General features: G+C 62.1%; 15 protein-coding genes. 6 read left to right on the top strand and 9 right to left on the bottom strand.

Annotated features, from left to right (window positions below; genetic code table 11):
• Positions 1-37: 37 nt before the first annotated feature.
• A complete protein-coding gene (ilvA, locus tag AC07NR_RS11935; protein ID WP_085709021.1) occupies positions 38-1,552 on the bottom strand; it encodes a threonine ammonia-lyase, biosynthetic in 1,515 nt (504 codons plus the stop codon).
• A gap of 146 nt (positions 1,553-1,698) precedes the next feature.
• Between ilvA and rpiA the strand changes: the two genes are divergently transcribed.
• Positions 1,699-2,373: a ribose-5-phosphate isomerase RpiA gene (gene rpiA, locus AC07NR_RS11930; RefSeq protein ID WP_134828430.1), complete on the top strand. Its 675-nt coding sequence runs from the start codon at positions 1,699-1,701 to the stop codon at positions 2,371-2,373.
• Between the two features lie 54 nt (positions 2,374-2,427).
• Here rpiA and AC07NR_RS11925 read toward each other — a convergent pair whose 3' ends face one another.
• The 4 genes from AC07NR_RS11925 to AC07NR_RS11910 all read right to left on the bottom strand — a co-directional run bounded on the left by AC07NR_RS11925 (position 2,428) and on the right by AC07NR_RS11910 (position 6,740).
• Positions 2,428-3,345: an SdiA-regulated domain-containing protein gene (locus tag AC07NR_RS11925; RefSeq protein ID WP_495078622.1), complete on the bottom strand. Its 918-nt coding sequence runs from the start codon at positions 3,343-3,345 to the stop codon at positions 2,428-2,430.
• 106 nt (positions 3,346-3,451) lie between these two features.
• Entirely contained in the window at positions 3,452-4,375 is a 924-nt protein-coding gene (locus AC07NR_RS11920) for an SdiA-regulated domain-containing protein (protein WP_248739898.1), read from the bottom strand.
• A gap of 264 nt (positions 4,376-4,639) precedes the next feature.
• On the bottom strand, positions 4,640-5,305 hold the full coding sequence (locus AC07NR_RS11915; RefSeq protein ID WP_248742322.1) for a fumarylacetoacetate hydrolase family protein: 666 nt from the start codon (positions 5,303-5,305) through the stop codon (positions 4,640-4,642).
• Positions 5,306-5,345: 40 nt separating this feature from the next.
• Positions 5,346-6,740: an FAD-binding oxidoreductase gene (locus AC07NR_RS11910; protein ID WP_248739897.1), complete on the bottom strand. Its 1,395-nt coding sequence runs from the start codon at positions 6,738-6,740 to the stop codon at positions 5,346-5,348.
• A 206-nt stretch (positions 6,741-6,946) separates the two neighbouring features.
• On the opposite strand from AC07NR_RS11910, the gene serA reads away from it, so the two are divergent.
• Complete coding sequence (gene serA, locus AC07NR_RS11905) at positions 6,947-8,176, top strand: phosphoglycerate dehydrogenase (RefSeq protein ID WP_085709015.1); 1,230 nt, start codon at positions 6,947-6,949, stop codon at positions 8,174-8,176.
• A gap of 63 nt (positions 8,177-8,239) precedes the next feature.
• Here the strand turns inward: serA and AC07NR_RS11900 are convergent, their stop codons facing one another.
• The gene (locus tag AC07NR_RS11900) at positions 8,240-8,665 is read right to left on the bottom strand and encodes a DUF4399 domain-containing protein (protein ID WP_085709014.1); all 426 of its coding nucleotides are present in this window, start codon (positions 8,663-8,665) and stop codon (positions 8,240-8,242) included.
• A 134-nt stretch (positions 8,666-8,799) separates the two neighbouring features.
• Here AC07NR_RS11900 and AC07NR_RS11895 point away from each other — a divergent pair, with 134 nt between their 5' ends.
• Positions 8,800-9,384 carry a transporter substrate-binding domain-containing protein gene (locus AC07NR_RS11895; protein WP_495078621.1) on the top strand — a complete coding sequence of 195 codons (585 nt, stop codon included), beginning with the start codon at positions 8,800-8,802 and terminating at the stop codon, positions 9,382-9,384.
• Between the two features lie 6 nt (positions 9,385-9,390).
• Here the strand turns inward: AC07NR_RS11895 and AC07NR_RS11890 are convergent, their stop codons facing one another.
• Together AC07NR_RS11890 and AC07NR_RS11885 are read right to left on the bottom strand one after the other, a co-directional pair.
• Positions 9,391-9,876: a 2-thiouracil desulfurase family protein gene (locus tag AC07NR_RS11890; protein WP_495078620.1), complete on the bottom strand. Its 486-nt coding sequence runs from the start codon at positions 9,874-9,876 to the stop codon at positions 9,391-9,393.
• Between the two features lies 1 nt (position 9,877).
• Positions 9,878-10,510 carry a 2OG-Fe(II) oxygenase gene (locus tag AC07NR_RS11885; protein ID WP_192552516.1) on the bottom strand — a complete coding sequence of 211 codons (633 nt, stop codon included), beginning with the start codon at positions 10,508-10,510 and terminating at the stop codon, positions 9,878-9,880.
• Positions 10,511-10,618: 108 nt separating this feature from the next.
• Here AC07NR_RS11885 and AC07NR_RS11880 point away from each other — a divergent pair, with 108 nt between their 5' ends.
• Positions 10,619-11,371: a DUF2059 domain-containing protein gene (locus AC07NR_RS11880; RefSeq protein WP_085731514.1), complete on the top strand. Its 753-nt coding sequence runs from the start codon at positions 10,619-10,621 to the stop codon at positions 11,369-11,371.
• Between the two features lies 1 nt (position 11,372).
• Here the strand turns inward: AC07NR_RS11880 and bipL are convergent, their stop codons facing one another.
• Positions 11,373-12,323: a phospholipase BipL gene (gene bipL, locus AC07NR_RS11875; RefSeq protein ID WP_495078619.1), complete on the bottom strand. Its 951-nt coding sequence runs from the start codon at positions 12,321-12,323 to the stop codon at positions 11,373-11,375.
• Between the two features lie 97 nt (positions 12,324-12,420).
• On the opposite strand from bipL, the gene AC07NR_RS11870 reads away from it, so the two are divergent.
• Both AC07NR_RS11870 and AC07NR_RS11865 read left to right on the top strand, forming a co-directional pair.
• Positions 12,421-12,999: a DUF6436 domain-containing protein gene (locus AC07NR_RS11870; protein ID WP_114886176.1), complete on the top strand. Its 579-nt coding sequence runs from the start codon at positions 12,421-12,423 to the stop codon at positions 12,997-12,999.
• 102 nt (positions 13,000-13,101) lie between these two features.
• Positions 13,102-15,513, top strand: a complete 2,412-nt coding sequence (locus tag AC07NR_RS11865) for a penicillin acylase family protein (RefSeq protein WP_423204503.1) — start codon at positions 13,102-13,104, stop codon at positions 15,511-15,513.
• The last annotated feature ends 7 nt before the right edge of the window (positions 15,514-15,520 follow it).

The following is a 15,520-nucleotide window of genomic DNA, read 5'->3' as shown; positions in this document are numbered from 1 at the left end:
TCGAATTTCCTTATGGCCTGCCCATCAGCGTAGCCGCTCAGCCAAGAAACAGCTGATAGGCCGGGTTGTCGCTTTCGTCCCAGTACGGGTAGCCGATTTCCGCCAGCGCAGCGGGAACCAGATGTCGCTCGTCGTGAGGCACTTGCAGGCCGGCGACCACACGACCGTCCGCCGCGCCGTGGTTGCGGTAGTGGAACATCGAGATGTTCCAGCGGCCGCCGAGCTTGTTGAGGAAGTTGAACAGCGCGCCCGGACGCTCCGGGAACTCGAAGCGCAGCACCACTTCATCGACCACCTGCGCCGCGCGTCCGCCGACCATGTGGCGGATGTGCAGCTTGGCCAGTTCGTTGTCGGTGAGGTCGAGTACCGGGAAACCCTGCTCGGTCAGGCTCGCCAACAGCGCGCTGCGCGGGTCGTTTTCCGGGTGGGTCTGCACGCCGACGAAGATGTGCGCTTCGCTGCCGGTGTTGTAGCGGTAGTTGAATTCAGTGATCTGGCGCTTGCCGATGGCTTCGCAGAACGCCTTGAAGCTGCCGGCCTGCTCCGGGATGGTCACGGCGATGATCGCTTCGCGGCCCTCGCCCAGCTCCGCGCGTTCGGCGACGTGGCGCAGGCGGTCGAAGTTGACGTTGGCGCCGGAGTCGATGGCCACGAATGTCTGGCCGCTGACGCCGCGCTGTTCGACATACTTCTTGATCCCGGCCACGCCCAGGGCGCCGGCCGGTTCGGTGATCGAACGGGTGTCGTCGTAGATGTCCTTGATCGCCGCGCAGATCTCGTCGGTGCTGACGGTGATCACTTCATCGACGTAATCCTTGCAGATATCGAAGGTGTGCTGGCCGATCTGCGCCACCGCCACGCCGTCGGCGAAGATGCCCACGGTCGGCAGCACCACGCGCTCGCCCGCTGCCATCGCCGCCTGCAGGCAGTTGGAGTCGTCGGGCTCGACGCCGATGACCTTGATGTCCGGCCGCAGGTACTTCACGTAGGCCGCGATGCCGGCGATCAGGCCGCCGCCGCCCACCGGCACGAAGATCGCGTCCAGCGGCTGCGGGTGCTGGCGCAGGATTTCCATCGCCACGGTGCCCTGCCCGGCAATGGTGTGCGGATCGTCATACGGGTGGATGTAGACGTAGCCTTTTTCATCGACCAGTTTCAGCGAGTAGGCCAGGGCTTCCGGGAACGAATCCCCGTGCAACACCACCTTGCCGCCACGGGAACGCACGCCTTCGACCTTGATCTCCGGGGTGGTCTTGGGCATCACGATGGTCGCTTTTACGCCCAGTACTTTCGCCGCCAGGGCCAGGCCTTGCGCATGGTTGCCCGCCGACGCGGTGACCACGCCACGGGCGCGTTCTTCGTCGCTCAACTGGGTCAGCTTGTTGTAGGCGCCGCGAATCTTGAACGAGAACACCGGCTGCAAGTCTTCGCGCTTGAGCCAGATGTCGTTGCCCAGCCGCTCGGAGAGCTGGCGAGCGTTCTGCAGCGGGGTTTCTACGGCAACGTCATAAACGCGCGAGGTGAGGATTTTCTTGACGTACTGTTCGAGCATCGGAAAGCATCACTGGCGATTGGGCGGGACCAACGAGTCTAACCCGGCTTTCGGCCGGACGACCACACGATTGCAGAGGTTTTAGCCCGGCTTGCGGCTATAATGCCGGCCTTTCCGTTCTTACCTTGCCCGCTTCCGGAGCCCGCATGACCCAGGATCAACTCAAACAGGCCGTAGCCCAGGCCGCCGTCGACTTCATCCTTCCGAAACTCGACGACAAGAGCATCATCGGCGTCGGCACCGGCTCCACCGCCAACTGCTTCATCGACGCCCTGGCCCGGCACAAGGGCGCGTTCGATGGCGCGGTCGCCAGTTCCGAAGCCACCGCTGCGCGCCTCAAGGGCCACGGGATTCCGGTGTACGAGCTGAACACCGTCAGCGACCTGGAGTTCTACATCGACGGCGCCGACGAAAGCGACGAGCACCTGAACCTGATCAAGGGCGGCGGTGCAGCCCTGACCCGCGAGAAGATCGTCGCGGCCGTGGCCAAGACCTTCATCTGCATCGCCGACGGCAGCAAACTGGTGCCGGTACTCGGCGCGTTCCCGCTGCCGGTGGAAGTCATTCCGATGGCTCGCAGCCACGTCGCCCGCCAACTGGTGAAACTGGGCGGCGATCCGGTCTACCGCGAAGGTGTGCTGACCGACAACGGCAACATCATCCTCGACGTGCACAACCTGCAGATCACCAACCCGGTGGAACTGGAAGCGCAGATCAACGCGATCGTCGGCGTGGTCACCAACGGCCTGTTCGCGGCGCGTCCTGCGGATCTGCTGTTGCTGGGTACCAGCGAAGGCGTGAAAACCCTGAAGGCCGAGTAAGCCTGAAGATCCTGTGGGAGCCTGCCCGCTCCCACAGGGGATCAAAGAAGAATGTCAGTTCTGGTCTGGCTTTCTGAAGACATAAAACAGATTCGGCTCGCTCACCAGATACAACGTCCCGTCATCATCCATTGCGATGCCTTCCGCCTGCGGCACGGTTTTCTTCAGCCCTTGCCGGCCACCGCTCAACGACATCGTGCTCATCGGGCGCCCGTCCACATCCAGTTCCAGAATCAGCCGCGACTCGTCCGACAGCGCCAGCAGATGGCCGCTGCGCTCGTCGTATTGCAGGCTCGACAGGTCACGCACGAACATCCCGGCATCGCGCTTGGGGTTGTTGATCACATGCACCGCGTAGGATTTTTCCGGGTTGAAGTGCGGAAAGCCGTGCACTTCGTAGATCAGCATCGGGTCGCGCTCCTTGGCCACGAACAGGCGCTTGCCCACCGAGTCGTAGGCCAGGCCTTCGAACCCCTTGTTGCCGCTCATGTGCACGCCGAGCGTCATCTGCTCGGCGTCCGCCGCATCAAGGAACGTCGTGCCCTGCTCCAGATGAATCTTGATCAGACGCTGTTGACGCTCGTCGCTGATGACGTAGGTATCGGCGCTGATGAATTCCACCGCTTCCGCATCGCCGAAGCCGATCAACGCGACACGACGCAGGATCCGGCCCTCCAGCGACAGCTCGATCAGCTCGGCATTCTTGTTGGTGACGGTGAACAGGCTCTTGCGCACCGGATCGTAGGTCAGCGCGGAGACGTCATCGTTAAGCCCCTCGATGACCCGGGCCTCGATGTCCACGCGGTACTGATCCAGATTGATCGCTTCAATGCTGTGGGGCTGCCAGTGACTTTGCAGGTTGAACCAGGCGCGCTCGAACAGACGCAGGTATTGGCCGATCGCAATCAATGCGATCAGGGCAATCACCGAAAGGATGATCAGAAGTGGCTTGGGACGGGCAAATCGACGCATGCGGACAGGGCTCGGGATCAAAACAGGCGGATGAAATATCACGCCTGTCTGAATCGAAGCTTAAAGGCCACTTGCCCGGAACGACAACCTTGCGGCGGCGGGCTGGTTATTTCTGCTTTTCGAAGCGGTAGAACAGGTTCGGCTCGCTGACCATGTACAGCGTGCCCTGCTCGTCCATGGTCACGCCTTCGGCGCGGGGAATGGTGTTCTTGAGGCCGTTGAAACCGCCGAGCAGGGTCATGAAGCTGACTTGCTCGCCCTTCTCGTCCAGCTCCAGCAGCAGGTGCGAGTCGGCGGACAGCACCAGGGTATGGCCGGTGCGCGGGTCAATCGCCAGTGCCGAAAGGTTGCGGATGTCCAGATCGTCGTTCGGCAGCTTCTGCTTGTCGCCGGTGAGGGTCTGGCTGCCGTCGCTTTTCCAGGTGAACAACGCCGGTGGCCGCTCTTCGCCCAGCAACAGTCGTTGATTGCGGGCATCCCAGGTGATGGCTTCGAAGGCCTTGTTCTGGTTTTTCGAGGGGCCGAGGTCGTATTTCGGGAAATCGTCGCGCTTCAGCTCGCGGGTATCGGCATCGACCTTGACGATCGACAGCATGTGCTCACGCTCGTCGACGATGGCCAGCAAGCCATTGCCCATGACCGTCACGCCTTCCGGGTTGATCCAGCCCACCAGCGGCATCTTGCGCAGCACGTCGCCCTGCAAGGTCAGCTCGACCAGAAACGGGTTCTTGCCCATCACCGAAAACAGGGTCTTGGTCTGCGGGTCATAGGACAGGTCCGAGGCCTCGTCCTTTTCCATGCCCGGCAGCAGTTTGCCGTCGATCACCACCCGATAGTCCGGCAGCCAGACGCTTTCCTTGCGCTCGGTCGGGCTTTCAAAGCGCTCGCGCACCCAGAGCAGGCCGCGGTCGTCCCAATGCATGGCATGCGCCAGACCGTAAGCGGCAGCGACCACCAGCAACAGCCAGTAATACCAGCGCAGGGCGAAACGTGAGCGACGGGCAGGGTTGAGCTGAGTTTGAGATGACATCAGAGGACGCGTTCCGAAAATTCAGGCTATGGGTAATAGCACAAAGAGGCCGGCTCAGACGCCAGGATGACCGGAATTATCCGGACAGGATGTGAAAAAAACGGCAAATGGCCGGATCGCCTTATGCCTTTGCGGGCTGCACCACAAAAACAGATGTGGGAGCCAGCCTGCTGGCGATAGCGGTGTATCAGTCGAATGAAACATCAACTGACAGTCCGTCATCGCCAGCAGGCTGGCTCCCACAAAGGTATTTCAGTGTTGCGGTCAGCGCACGCTGCTGGTGAAGCGACTGGCGCCCGGCAGTTCCAGCACGATGTCATCACCTACGTTCAGCGGCCCCACGCCCACCGGCGTACCGGTCAGGATCACGTCACCGGCCTGCAGCGAGAAGCAGCCAGCCATATGCTGGATCATCGGCACGATCGGGTTGAGCATCGCGCTGCTGTTACCGTCCTGGCGCACTTCACCATTGATGGTCAGGCGGATGCCGATGTCGGTCAGATCAGGGAATGTGCTGCTGACCACGAACGGGGCAATTACCGCCGCGCCGTCGAACGACTTGGCGATTTCCCACGGCAGGCCCTTGGACTTGAGTTCGGCCTGCTTGTCGCGCAGGGTCAGGTCCAGCGCCGGAGCAAAACCGGAGATCGCGTCCAGCACTTCTTCACGACTCGGTTTGGTCGACAGCGGTTTGCCGATCAACACGGCGATTTCCGCTTCGTAATGCACGGAGCCGCGCTCGGTCGGAATGCTGAAACCGCCTTCCAGCGGCACCACGCAACTGCCCGGCTTGATGAACAGCAGCGGCTCGGTAGGGACCGGGTTGTCCAGTTCCTTGGCGTGTTCGGCGTAGTTGCGGCCGATGCACACCACTTTCCCCAGCGGAAAATGAATCCGCGTACCGTCGACATACTGGTGCTGATAGCTCATTACCGACTCCTGCCTTCATTGATTCATCAGGGACTGCCAATCAAACCGCGAAGATCTTGCCCGGGTTCATGATGCCGTTCGGGTCGAACACCGCCTTGACCGCTTTCATGTATTCGATTTCCACCGGCGAGCGGCTGTAGGTCAAGTAATCGCGCTTGGTCATGCCCACACCGTGTTCGGCGGAGATCGAACCGTTGTACTTCTCGACGGTTTCGAACACCCACTTGTTGACGGTGGCGCACTTGGCGAAAAACTCGTCCTTGCTCAGGTTGTCCGGCTTGAGGATGTTCAGGTGCAGGTTGCCGTCGCCGATGTGGCCGAACCAGACGATTTCGAAATCCGGATAGTGTTTGCCGACGATCGCGTCGATTTCCCGCAGGAACGCCGGGACTTTCGAGACAGTGACCGAGATGTCGTTCTTGTACGGCGTCCAGTGGGAGATGGTTTCGGAGATGTACTCGCGCAACTTCCACAGGTTCTGCAACTGGGTTTCGCTCTGGCTCATCACGCCGTCCAGCACCCAGCCCTGTTCGACGCAATGCTCGAAGGTTTCCAGGGCACTGTTGGCCACTTCTTCGGTGGTCGCCTCGAATTCCAGCAGAGCGTAGAACGGGCAATCGGTCTCGAACGGCGCCGGGACATCGCCACGGCCCATGACCTTGGCCAAGGCCTTGTCGGAGAAGAATTCGAACGCGGTCAGGTCGAGCTTGCCCTGGAAGGCATGCAGTACCGGCATGATCGAGTCGAAATCGGCGGTGCCGAGAACCATCGCGGTCAGGTTTTTCGGCGCACGATCCAGACGCATGGTGGCTTCGACCACGAAACCGAGGGTGCCTTCGGCGCCGATGAACAGCTGGCGCAGGTCATAACCGGTGGCGTTCTTGATCAGGTCCTTGTTCAGTTCCAGCACGTCGCCCTTGCCGGTGACGACTTTCATGCCCGCCACCCAGTTGCGGGTCATGCCGTAGCGAATGACCTTGATTCCGCCGGCATTGGTGCCGATGTTGCCGCCAATCTGGCTGGAACCGGCCGAAGCGAAGTCCACCGGGTAGTACAGGTGATGTTCCTCGGCCGCGTTCTGCAATTGCTCGGTGACCACGCCCGGCTGGCACACGGCGGTGCGGTCGGTGAGGTTGATGTCGAGAATCTGGTTCATGTAGTCGAACGACACCACCACTTCGCCATTGGCGGCAACGGCAGCGGCGGAAAGACCGGTGCGCCCGCCCGATGGCACCAGCGCCACTTTATGTTCGTTGGCCCAGCGGACAATGGCCTGCACCTGCTCGATGCTCTTGGGAAACACGATGGCGCTTGGCGCCGGGGCGAAGTGCTTGGTCCAATCCTTGCCGTACGCGTTCAGGGAGTCGGCATCGGTCAGGACCTTGCCAGGCTCGACCAGGGTCTTCAGTTCATCAATCAGGGCAGGATTGGTCATCGACAGAACTCTCGAACAATTCATGGTCATCCTGAGAACGCTTCACGTCGCAGGAATGAGTGATTAGCGGGGCGGCTATGCTAGCATACCGACCCCGCAGGCCAGTGCCCAAGGCCTGTTCTGCGGCGACGGCATTCTTGCCGTGCGGGTCAGCTCCAGGCTGCTCCCCTCCCTGCCATTTTTCTCCGGGATACAGGTTTACGCAGATGAGCAAGACTTCTCTCGATAAGAGCAAGATCAAGTTCCTTCTTCTCGAAGGCGTCCACCAATCGGCTGTCGACGTCCTCAAGGCGGCGGGCTACACCAGCATCGAATACCTGACTGGCTCCCTGCCGGAAGACCAGCTCAAGGAAAAGATCGCTGACGCTCACTTCATCGGCATTCGTTCGCGCACCCAACTGACCGAAGAGATCTTCGATCACGCGAAGAAGCTGGTGGCAGTCGGCTGTTTCTGCATCGGCACCAACCAGGTCGACCTGGAAGCGGCCCGCGAGCGCGGCATCGCCGTGTTCAACGCACCGTACTCCAACACCCGCTCCGTGGCCGAGCTGGTGCTGGCCGAAGCGATCCTGCTGCTGCGCGGCATCCCTGAGAAAAACGCTTCCTGCCACCGTGGCGGCTGGATCAAGTCCGCAGCCAACTCCTTCGAGATCCGTGGCAAGAAACTGGGCATCGTCGGCTACGGCTCGATCGGTACTCAGCTGTCGGTCCTGGCTGAAGGTCTGGGCATGCAGGTGTTCTTCTACGACACCGTGACCAAGCTGCCGCTGGGCAACGCGACCCAGGTCGGCAACCTGCACGAGCTGCTGGGCATGTCCGACATCGTCACCCTGCACGTTCCGGAAACCGCTGCGACCCAGTGGATGATCGGCGAGAAGGAAATCCGCGCCATCAAGAAGGGCGGCATCCTGATCAACGCGGCACGCGGCACCGTGGTCGAGCTGGACCACCTGGCCGCTGCGATCAAGGACAAGCATCTGATCGGCGCCGCCATCGACGTGTTCCCGGTCGAGCCGCGCTCCAACGACGAAGAGTTCGAAAGCCCGCTGCGTGGCCTGGACAACGTGATCCTGACCCCGCACATCGGCGGCTCCACCGCTGAAGCGCAGGCCAACATCGGTCTGGAAGTGGCAGAGAAGCTGGTCAAGTACAGCGACAACGGCACCTCGGTATCGTCCGTGAACTTCCCGGAAGTGGCCCTGCCGGCTCACCCTGGCAAGCACCGTCTGCTGCACATCCACGAGAACATCCCGGGTGTGATGAGCGAGATCAACAAGGTCTTCGCCGAAAACGGCATCAACATCTCCGGTCAGTTCCTGCAGACCAACGAGAAGGTCGGCTACGTGGTGATCGACGTCGACGCCGAGTACTCGGAGCTGGCGCAAGAGAAGCTGCAACACGTCAACGGCACCATCCGTAGCCGCGTGTTGTTCTGATCCGGCGCTGAGCCACAAAAAAGGGAGCCCCTCGGGGCTCCCTTTTTCATGCCGGTGGAAAAATCATTCCACGGTGATGGTGATTTTCTTCGAGACCACGGGCGGGTCGAAAGCCATGTGGTTCTTGTCGCCCAGCTCCAGCTGCAGGGTGTGCTTGCCTGGGGCCAGTTTGATTTCCGCGAACGTCTGGGCCTTGCCGAAATGCATGTGGTTGGCGTCGGTCGGCACCACTGCGCCGGCCGGAACGATTTCCTTGGCGTCGATCAGCAGATGGTGGTGACCGGTATTCGGCGTGGCATCACCGGCCGGTGCCAGCGCGACATCCTTGGTACCGAACTTGACGGTGAAGGTCTGCGAAACCTTTGCTCCGTCTTCGGGAGAAACGATGAACACTTCGGCCCCCTTCGGCGCCGGCGTGGCCGCACTGGCCAGCACCGAAACGCCCATCAGCAAACCAGCCAAAGCAGCACGTGACATGAATGTTTTCATTCTCTTCTCCAGTTTTTCCGTAAAATCCGCGCGGTCATGACAACTTCATGACCATTCGTTGTCGAAGGCACTCGACAACCATAGCAAAGCGAGCCTGACCAACAGGCCGCGACAATGATTTCAAAGGAGTGACCATGCGTTTTCTGCCTGGCCTGATCTGCCTGCTACCCCTTCTGAGCCCGCTGGCTCACGCCGAACTGATTGATGACGTCAACGACCGTGGCGAGTTGCGCATAGCCCTAGAGGCTAATACACCGCCCTTCAATTTCAAGGACGGCGACACACTCACGGGGTTCGAGGTCGAGCTTGGGCAACAGCTGGCCAACGAGCTGGATGTACGCGCCGACTTCATCGTCACCGACGAAGCCGATCTGCTCCAGGGCGTCGAAAGCGGCAAGTACGACGTCGCGCTCAACCACATAGCACTGACCCCGGAACTCAAGGATCGTTTCGACGTGAGCCAACCTTACACGCAGGTCAATGCGCAGCTGCTGGCGAAAAAGGATGAACAGCCCCGCCCGCTGGTGCTGGTCCAGGCGCTGACGGAAGAGAAACCGAAGGTCGGGCCGCCGGTGGATCTGGCGATTCCGTTTCAGAAGGGCAACCCGGCGTTTCACGCGAGTCTTGAGAATGCGTTGCAGCGGATCAGGGCGGACGGGCGGCTGGAGGCGTTGTCGCAGAAGTGGTTGAGCGTGCAGGCCTCTGAAGACGTGAAGTGACGGTGTCTACTCGAGTGCCTTGAGCGCTTGTGCAGCCTGCGGCAGTTCGAGTTCGCTGAAGACCTGCACCCCATGGCGCTTCAGCAACGCAGCAGTCACCCCCTCGCCACTCACCTTCACCCCACTGAACGTCCCGTCATAAGTCAGCAGATTCCCGCACGACGGACTGTTGGCCTTGAGCACCGCCACGCGAATTCCGTGTTTCTGCACCAGCTCCAGCGCCTGGCGGGCGCCGTCGAGAAACTGCGCACTGACGTCCTCGCCTTCGGTGGTGATCACCGCTGCAAGGCCATCGAGCACTTCACTGCCCTGCCCGCCCGGAATCTCCGCCGCCGCCCGAGGCGTCGGCAAGCCGCCGGCCACCTCCGGGCACAACGGTACGACGCGTCCCTCACTGATCCACTGTTCCAGCAGATCGAACGGCCCGCTGGCCCCACCGTCGTAACGCACGCGATGGCCGAGCAGGCAGCGACTGACGAGGATCTTCTGCATCTCAGAACGGCTCGTTGCCGCGACGGCGAAACCAGCCGGTCAACGACAAGCGCTCGCGTTGCGCCGGCAACACTTCGTGGGGCACTTCACCGGAGAGGAACACCACCAGACAACCGCCGGTGGGTTGCACGTCATGGACCCGATCACCATCCAGATACATGCGCAGTTGTCCGCCATCCTCCGGCAGCCAGCCATCGTTGAGGTAGATCACCGCCGAGACCATGCGCCGGTCATCGTCGCGGAAACGGTCGACATGCTTGCGGTAGAACGCACCGGGCGGGTACAGGGCGAAATGGCATTCGAAGTCTTCCAGACCGAGGAACAGTCCCCGATTGAGCGCCTCGCGCAGGCTGTCCATCAGGTTCAGATAACGGTCGCTGGCCTCGGCCTGACCGGGATCGATCCATTGGATATGGTCGCCGCGAATGCCCTCGCGGACCTCCGAAAACGGCCCGCGTCCGACGCCCGCCGGTGCCAGTTCACCTTCGGCCTCACGTTTACGGCACTCGGCGGCCAGCGCGCGGGTCAGATCCGCAGGCAGGAATATGTTCTGCTGCGACCAGCCACGCTCGGCCAGGTCGTCGACGATACGTAACAGCAGCGGGTGTTCAGAGGATATTTGCATGGCGCGCATAGTATGCCTGCGGCAAGAATTCCGACAGAGCCACGCGGCGGCTTGATACGAATTCTCGACAAGTACTGGCACCGCACGGAGAATAGTCCGCTGCCGACAGGAGTCCCTATGCGCCGTTTGCTTTTTTCACTGTTGATGTTCTGCGTTTTGCCCGCCTGGGCAGACGGCCACGACCAGTTGTACAAGGTCGCCGGCTGGCCGGACCAACGTGCGCATTTCAATGACGCCCTGAGCGCCGCGCAACAGCGTTACCAGAGCAGCCTGCCGCCGGCGGTGTTTCAGGCGCTGGTGAACAACAGCAATCAGCGCTTTGCTCCGCAGGCCGTGGATCAACGCGCCGAAGCGCAACTGCGCAAGAACCTCGCGGATCCGAAACCGGCCCTGTCGTTCTTTCAGTCACCGCTGGGCAAGAAGATCGTTGCCGCCGAACTGTTGGCGACCCGTCGCGATCAATTGGCGAAAAATGCCAAGGGCCTGCCGAAGATGCCGGCCAGCGACAGCCGCCTGCTGATCATCGGCCACCTCGCCCAGGCCCTGCCCGCCCGCGAAGCCGGCGCCGAAGTCAGCCTGGCGATTGCCGGCGTGGCGGCGGACAGCCTGAGTTCGATGATTCCCGGCCTGCTCGGTGGCGGTCAGGCCCAGGGCATGTTGAACGGTCAACGTCAGCGCCTGATGGATCAGATCGGCGCCGACCTGAACAACACACTGCTGTACGTTTATCGCGATCTGTCGGATGAAGAGCTGGAAGAGTTCGCGACCTTTGCCGAGTCCACCGAGGGCAAGGCCTACTATCAGGCCGCGCTGGCGGCGATTCGTGCCGGGCTGGCCGTCGGCCAGAGCACCTCGAACCTCAGTCAGTGATCTAGGGATTGCGGCCCTTGATCCGCTTGTTCAAGAACTCGAAATACTCCTCGCGCATCTCTGCCGTTTCATTGGCCAGGTGATGCCGCGCCTCGGCCAGCAGCAGAATCTGCGGCCGGTCGAACTTCCATTTCATCACTTGCAGGTTGTGCTGCCAGTCCACGGTCATGTCTGCCTGACCCTGGACGATCAGCGGCCGGCGCGGACTTTTCTTCGCGTATTCCACCCGTTTGATCCAGCGTGACAGCGCCCCGACCCACGCCGTTGGCAGGCGCTTGGGCTGCAACGGATCGGCCTGCAGGAACGGCAGGAAGTTTGGGTCGTTGGAGTTCTCGCTGAAACGCCGGGCGATGCCCCGGACGAAGGGCCGCAACAGGTAATAACTGAACTGCGACCAGCCCCAGGCCCGTGGGCGCACCAGCGGCGCCAGCAAAATCAACTGGCCCTGGGCCGGGCTGTTCTCACCGTGATTGAGCACGTGATCGACAATGATCGCCCCGCCGGTGCTTTGCCCGCACAGGTGCCACGGCTGCGGCAACGCAATCGAGCGCGCCTCGGCGAACAACCCCTGCAGCGCATCCTGATACTCGGAGAAATCGCGGATGCTCGCCCGTGGCCCGCTCGACAGGCCATGCCCGGGCAAGTCACAGGCAATCACCGCAAACCCCAGATCCAGTGCCCACTCGATCACATGCCGGTAGAGGCCGGTGTGGTCATAAAAACCGTGCACCAGAAACAGCGTGGCCTTGGCCGTTTCCGCCGGCCACCAGCAATGGCTGACGAGTTCATAACCATCGACGTCGAAGCGACCCATGCCGCGCCAGACATCGCGCTCCGGGAAGTCGGTCTGGTAGAACCGCTGATACGCCTTCGCCTCCTCGGACAACGGCTGCCACTCGGCCAACGGCTTGAGGCTTGCGCGCAGATGATCGGGATCGAAAGCAACAGACATGGGCAATTCCAGAACGGTAAACAGACTTTATCGACCTGCGATATTCATCTGTAGAAGCAAGCATGGCAAGCTAGCGCGCTCTCGAGGACCGAAAACCATGCGCCCGCCCTACCGCACCGCACTGTTTGCCAGCCTGCTCGCCATCGTGTGTGCCGGTGTGCTGTGGGCCGCGTACGACTGGTTTCAGGGCCGCTATCTGCGGGCGTTCAGCGAACACACCGCGGTGTTTTCCGGCGACCCGCTGCGCCTGCCCGACGACCTCGCCGGCCCCGGCAATATCCGCCTGGTGCATTTCTGGGACCCGGCCTGCCCGTGCAATGTCGGCAATCAACAGCACCTGACCGAAATGGTCGAACAGTTCGGCCCCAAGGGCGTTGAGTTCTTCGCCGTGCAGAAGGCCGGCAGCCACGGCCAGTTGCCCGCCACCCTCAGCAACCTGAAAACCATCGCGGTGCTGCCCGGCTCCGAACAGATCCCCGCCAGCCCGGCCGTGGCGATCTGGGACCGCAGCGGCAAACTGGCGTACTTCGGGCCTTACAGCGAAGGGCTGACCTGTAACTCCAGCAACAGTTTTATCGAACCGATCCTGCAGGCGTTGAGCGATGATCGTCCGGTGAATGCCACCCACACGCTCGCGGTCGGTTGCTACTGCCCGTGGCCGGTGGAGACGAAGTAAGGCATTCCGGACATTTCAAGGACAGCGATGCACGGCACACGAGGCGTGTGCTAATTGTTTGCAGCCCGACGGGCGGCAATCCCGAATGCACAAGGAGTCACCATGAAACGCGTCTTCACCGTTCTTGCCTTGCTCATCGTTGTCCTGCTCGCCGCCGGCGGCTGGTACGTGTACAGCAAGCAACCGACGCGTCAGGGCCAGGTGGAGTTGCGCAACCTGCAAGGCTCGGTGACCGTGCGTTACGACGAGCGCGGCGTGCCGCACATCCGTGCCGAAAACGAAACCGACCTCTATCGCGCCCTCGGCTACGTGCACGCTCAGGACCGACTGTTCCAGATGGAAGCCATGCGCCGTCTGGCTCGGGGCGAACTGGCGGAAGTGCTCGGGCCGAAACTGCTCGACACCGACAAGTTGTTCCGCAGCCTGCGCATTCGTGAACGCGCCGCCAGTTACGTGGCCGGCCTCGACAAGCAGTCACCGGCGTGGAAGGCCCTGCAAGCTTATCTGGACGGTATCAACCAATATCAGGACTCGCACGCCGCCCCCGTCGAGTTCGACGTGCTGGGCATCCCCAAGCGGCCGTTCACTGCCGAAGACACCATCAGCGTCGCCGGCTACATGGCCTACAGCTTCGCCGCCGCGTTTCGCACCGAACCGTTGCTGACCTACGTGCGCGATCAGCTCGGCGCCGACTACCTCAACGTCTTCGACCTCGACTGGCAGCCCAAGGGCGTGCTCGCCAAGGGCCGCGCCGGAACCGCGCCGGCCCTCGCTGCCGATGACTGGAAAGACTTGAACGCCCTCGCCCGCCTCAGCGAACAGGCGCTGATCGACAACGGCTTGCCGCAGTTCGAGGGCAGCAACGCCTGGGTGATTGCCGGCAGTCGCAGCAAGGGCGGCAAGGCATTGTTGGCCGGCGATCCGCACATCCGCTTCTCGGTGCCGTCGGTGTGGTACGAAGCGCAGCTGTCGGCTCCGGGTTTTGAACTTTACGGCCATCATCAGGCGCTGGTGCCGTTTGCGTTTCTGGGGCACAACCTGGATTTCGGCTGGAGCCTGACCATGTTCCAGAACGATGACCTGGACCTGATCGCCGAGAAGGTCAATCCGGACAACCCGAACCAGGTCTGGTACCACGGCCAGTGGACGGACATGGTCAGCACCGAGCAGCAGATCGCGGTGAAAGGCCAGGCGCCGGTGACTATCACCCTGCGCCAGTCGCCCCACGGGCCGATCGTCAACGACGCCCTCGGCAGCGCCGCCGGGAAAACCCCGATTGCGATGTGGTGGGCGTTCCTCGAAACGCCGAACCCGATCCTCGAAGGTTTCTACCAGCTCAACCGCGCCGACACCCTGGCCAAGGCCCGCGCCGCAGCGGCCAAGGTGCAGGCACCGGGGCTGAACATCGTCTACGCCAACGCCAAGGGCGATATCGCCTGGTGGGCCTCGGCGCTGCTGCCCAAGCGGCCGGCCGGGGTCAAACCCGAATTCATCCTCGACGGCAGCAGCAATCAGGCGGACAAGGACGGCTACTTCCCGTTCAGCGCCAACCCGCAGGAAGAGAACCCGGCGCGGGGCTATATCGTCTCGGCGAACTTCCAGCCCGTGTCGCCGACCGGCATGGAGATTCCCGGTTACTACAACCTCGCCGACCGCGGCCAGCAGCTCAACCGCCAGCTCGCCGAAAAGAACGTGAAGTGGGACAACGAAGCCAACCAGAAGCTGCAACTGGGCACCACCACCGGCTATGGCCCGCGCGTGCTGGCGCCGCTGTTGCCGGTATTGCGTGAAGTGGTGACCGACCCGGCACAGCTGAAACTGGTCGAACAACTGGCGCAGTGGCAAGGCGACTACCCGCTGGATTCGGTCAGCGCCACGGTGTTCAACCAGTTCCTCTACGACCTGGCCGACGCGGCGATGCGCGATGAGCTGGGCAACGAAATGTTCGAGACCTTGCTGTCGACCCGGGTGCTCGACGCAGCGCTGCCGCGACTGGCGGCGAACGCCGACTCACCGTGGTGGGACAATCGCAATACCCCGGGCAAGGAAACCCGCGCCGACACCGTGCGCAACGCGTGGCAGGCCAGCATCACGCACCTGAAACAGACCCTCGGCGACGATGCCTCCGGCTGGCAATGGGGCAAGGCACACACGCTGACCCATGGTCATCCGCTGGGGCAGCAGAAACCGCTGGACCGGATTTTCAATGTCGGCCCATTCGCCGCACCCGGCTCCCATGAAGTACCGAATAACCTCTCGGCGAAGATCGGCCCGGCGCCGTGGCCGGTGACCTATGGGCCGTCGACACGGCGGCTGGTGGACTTCGCTGATCCTGCCCACAGCCTGACCATCAACCCGGTCGGCCAGAGCGGCGTGCCGTTCGACAGCCACTATGACGATCAGGCGGAGGCGTATGTGGACGGGATGTATGTGCAGGCGCATTTCAGTGATGAAGAGGTGACGGCGAATACGCGCAGCACCTTGAAGCTGTTGCCGGCGCGAGCGGCGCAATAAGCGCCGC

It is taken from the genome of Pseudomonas sp. GW821-FHT09C09, from assembly GCF_059418105.1.
The sequence above is the reverse complement of the archived record's forward strand: the minus strand, read 5'-3'. Positions and strand labels throughout refer to the sequence as shown.

Bases quoted from the DNA above. Each gene is read 5' to 3' on its own strand.
- ilvA (WP_085709021.1), bottom strand. From the start codon at position 1,552: ATGCTCGAACAGTACGTCAAGAAAATCCTCACCTCGCGCGTTTATGAC.
- rpiA (WP_134828430.1), top strand. From the start codon at position 1,699: ATGACCCAGGATCAACTCAAACAGGCCGTAGCCCAGGCCGCCGTCGAC.
- AC07NR_RS11925 (WP_495078622.1), bottom strand. From the start codon at position 3,345: ATGCGTCGATTTGCCCGTCCCAAGCCACTTCTGATCATCCTTTCGGTG.
- AC07NR_RS11920 (WP_248739898.1), bottom strand. From the start codon at position 4,375: ATGTCATCTCAAACTCAGCTCAACCCTGCCCGTCGCTCACGTTTCGCC.
- AC07NR_RS11915 (WP_248742322.1), bottom strand. From the start codon at position 5,305: ATGAGCTATCAGCACCAGTATGTCGACGGTACGCGGATTCATTTTCCG.
- AC07NR_RS11910 (WP_248739897.1), bottom strand. From the start codon at position 6,740: ATGACCAATCCTGCCCTGATTGATGAACTGAAGACCCTGGTCGAGCCT.
- serA (WP_085709015.1), top strand. From the start codon at position 6,947: ATGAGCAAGACTTCTCTCGATAAGAGCAAGATCAAGTTCCTTCTTCTC.
- AC07NR_RS11900 (WP_085709014.1), bottom strand. From the start codon at position 8,665: ATGAAAACATTCATGTCACGTGCTGCTTTGGCTGGTTTGCTGATGGGC.
- AC07NR_RS11895 (WP_495078621.1), top strand. From the start codon at position 8,800: ATGCGTTTTCTGCCTGGCCTGATCTGCCTGCTACCCCTTCTGAGCCCG.
- AC07NR_RS11890 (WP_495078620.1), bottom strand. From the start codon at position 9,876: ATGCAGAAGATCCTCGTCAGTCGCTGCCTGCTCGGCCATCGCGTGCGT.
- AC07NR_RS11885 (WP_192552516.1), bottom strand. From the start codon at position 10,510: ATGCGCGCCATGCAAATATCCTCTGAACACCCGCTGCTGTTACGTATC.
- AC07NR_RS11880 (WP_085731514.1), top strand. From the start codon at position 10,619: ATGCGCCGTTTGCTTTTTTCACTGTTGATGTTCTGCGTTTTGCCCGCC.
- bipL (WP_495078619.1), bottom strand. From the start codon at position 12,323: ATGTCTGTTGCTTTCGATCCCGATCATCTGCGCGCAAGCCTCAAGCCG.
- AC07NR_RS11870 (WP_114886176.1), top strand. From the start codon at position 12,421: ATGCGCCCGCCCTACCGCACCGCACTGTTTGCCAGCCTGCTCGCCATC.
- AC07NR_RS11865 (WP_423204503.1), top strand. From the start codon at position 13,102: ATGAAACGCGTCTTCACCGTTCTTGCCTTGCTCATCGTTGTCCTGCTC.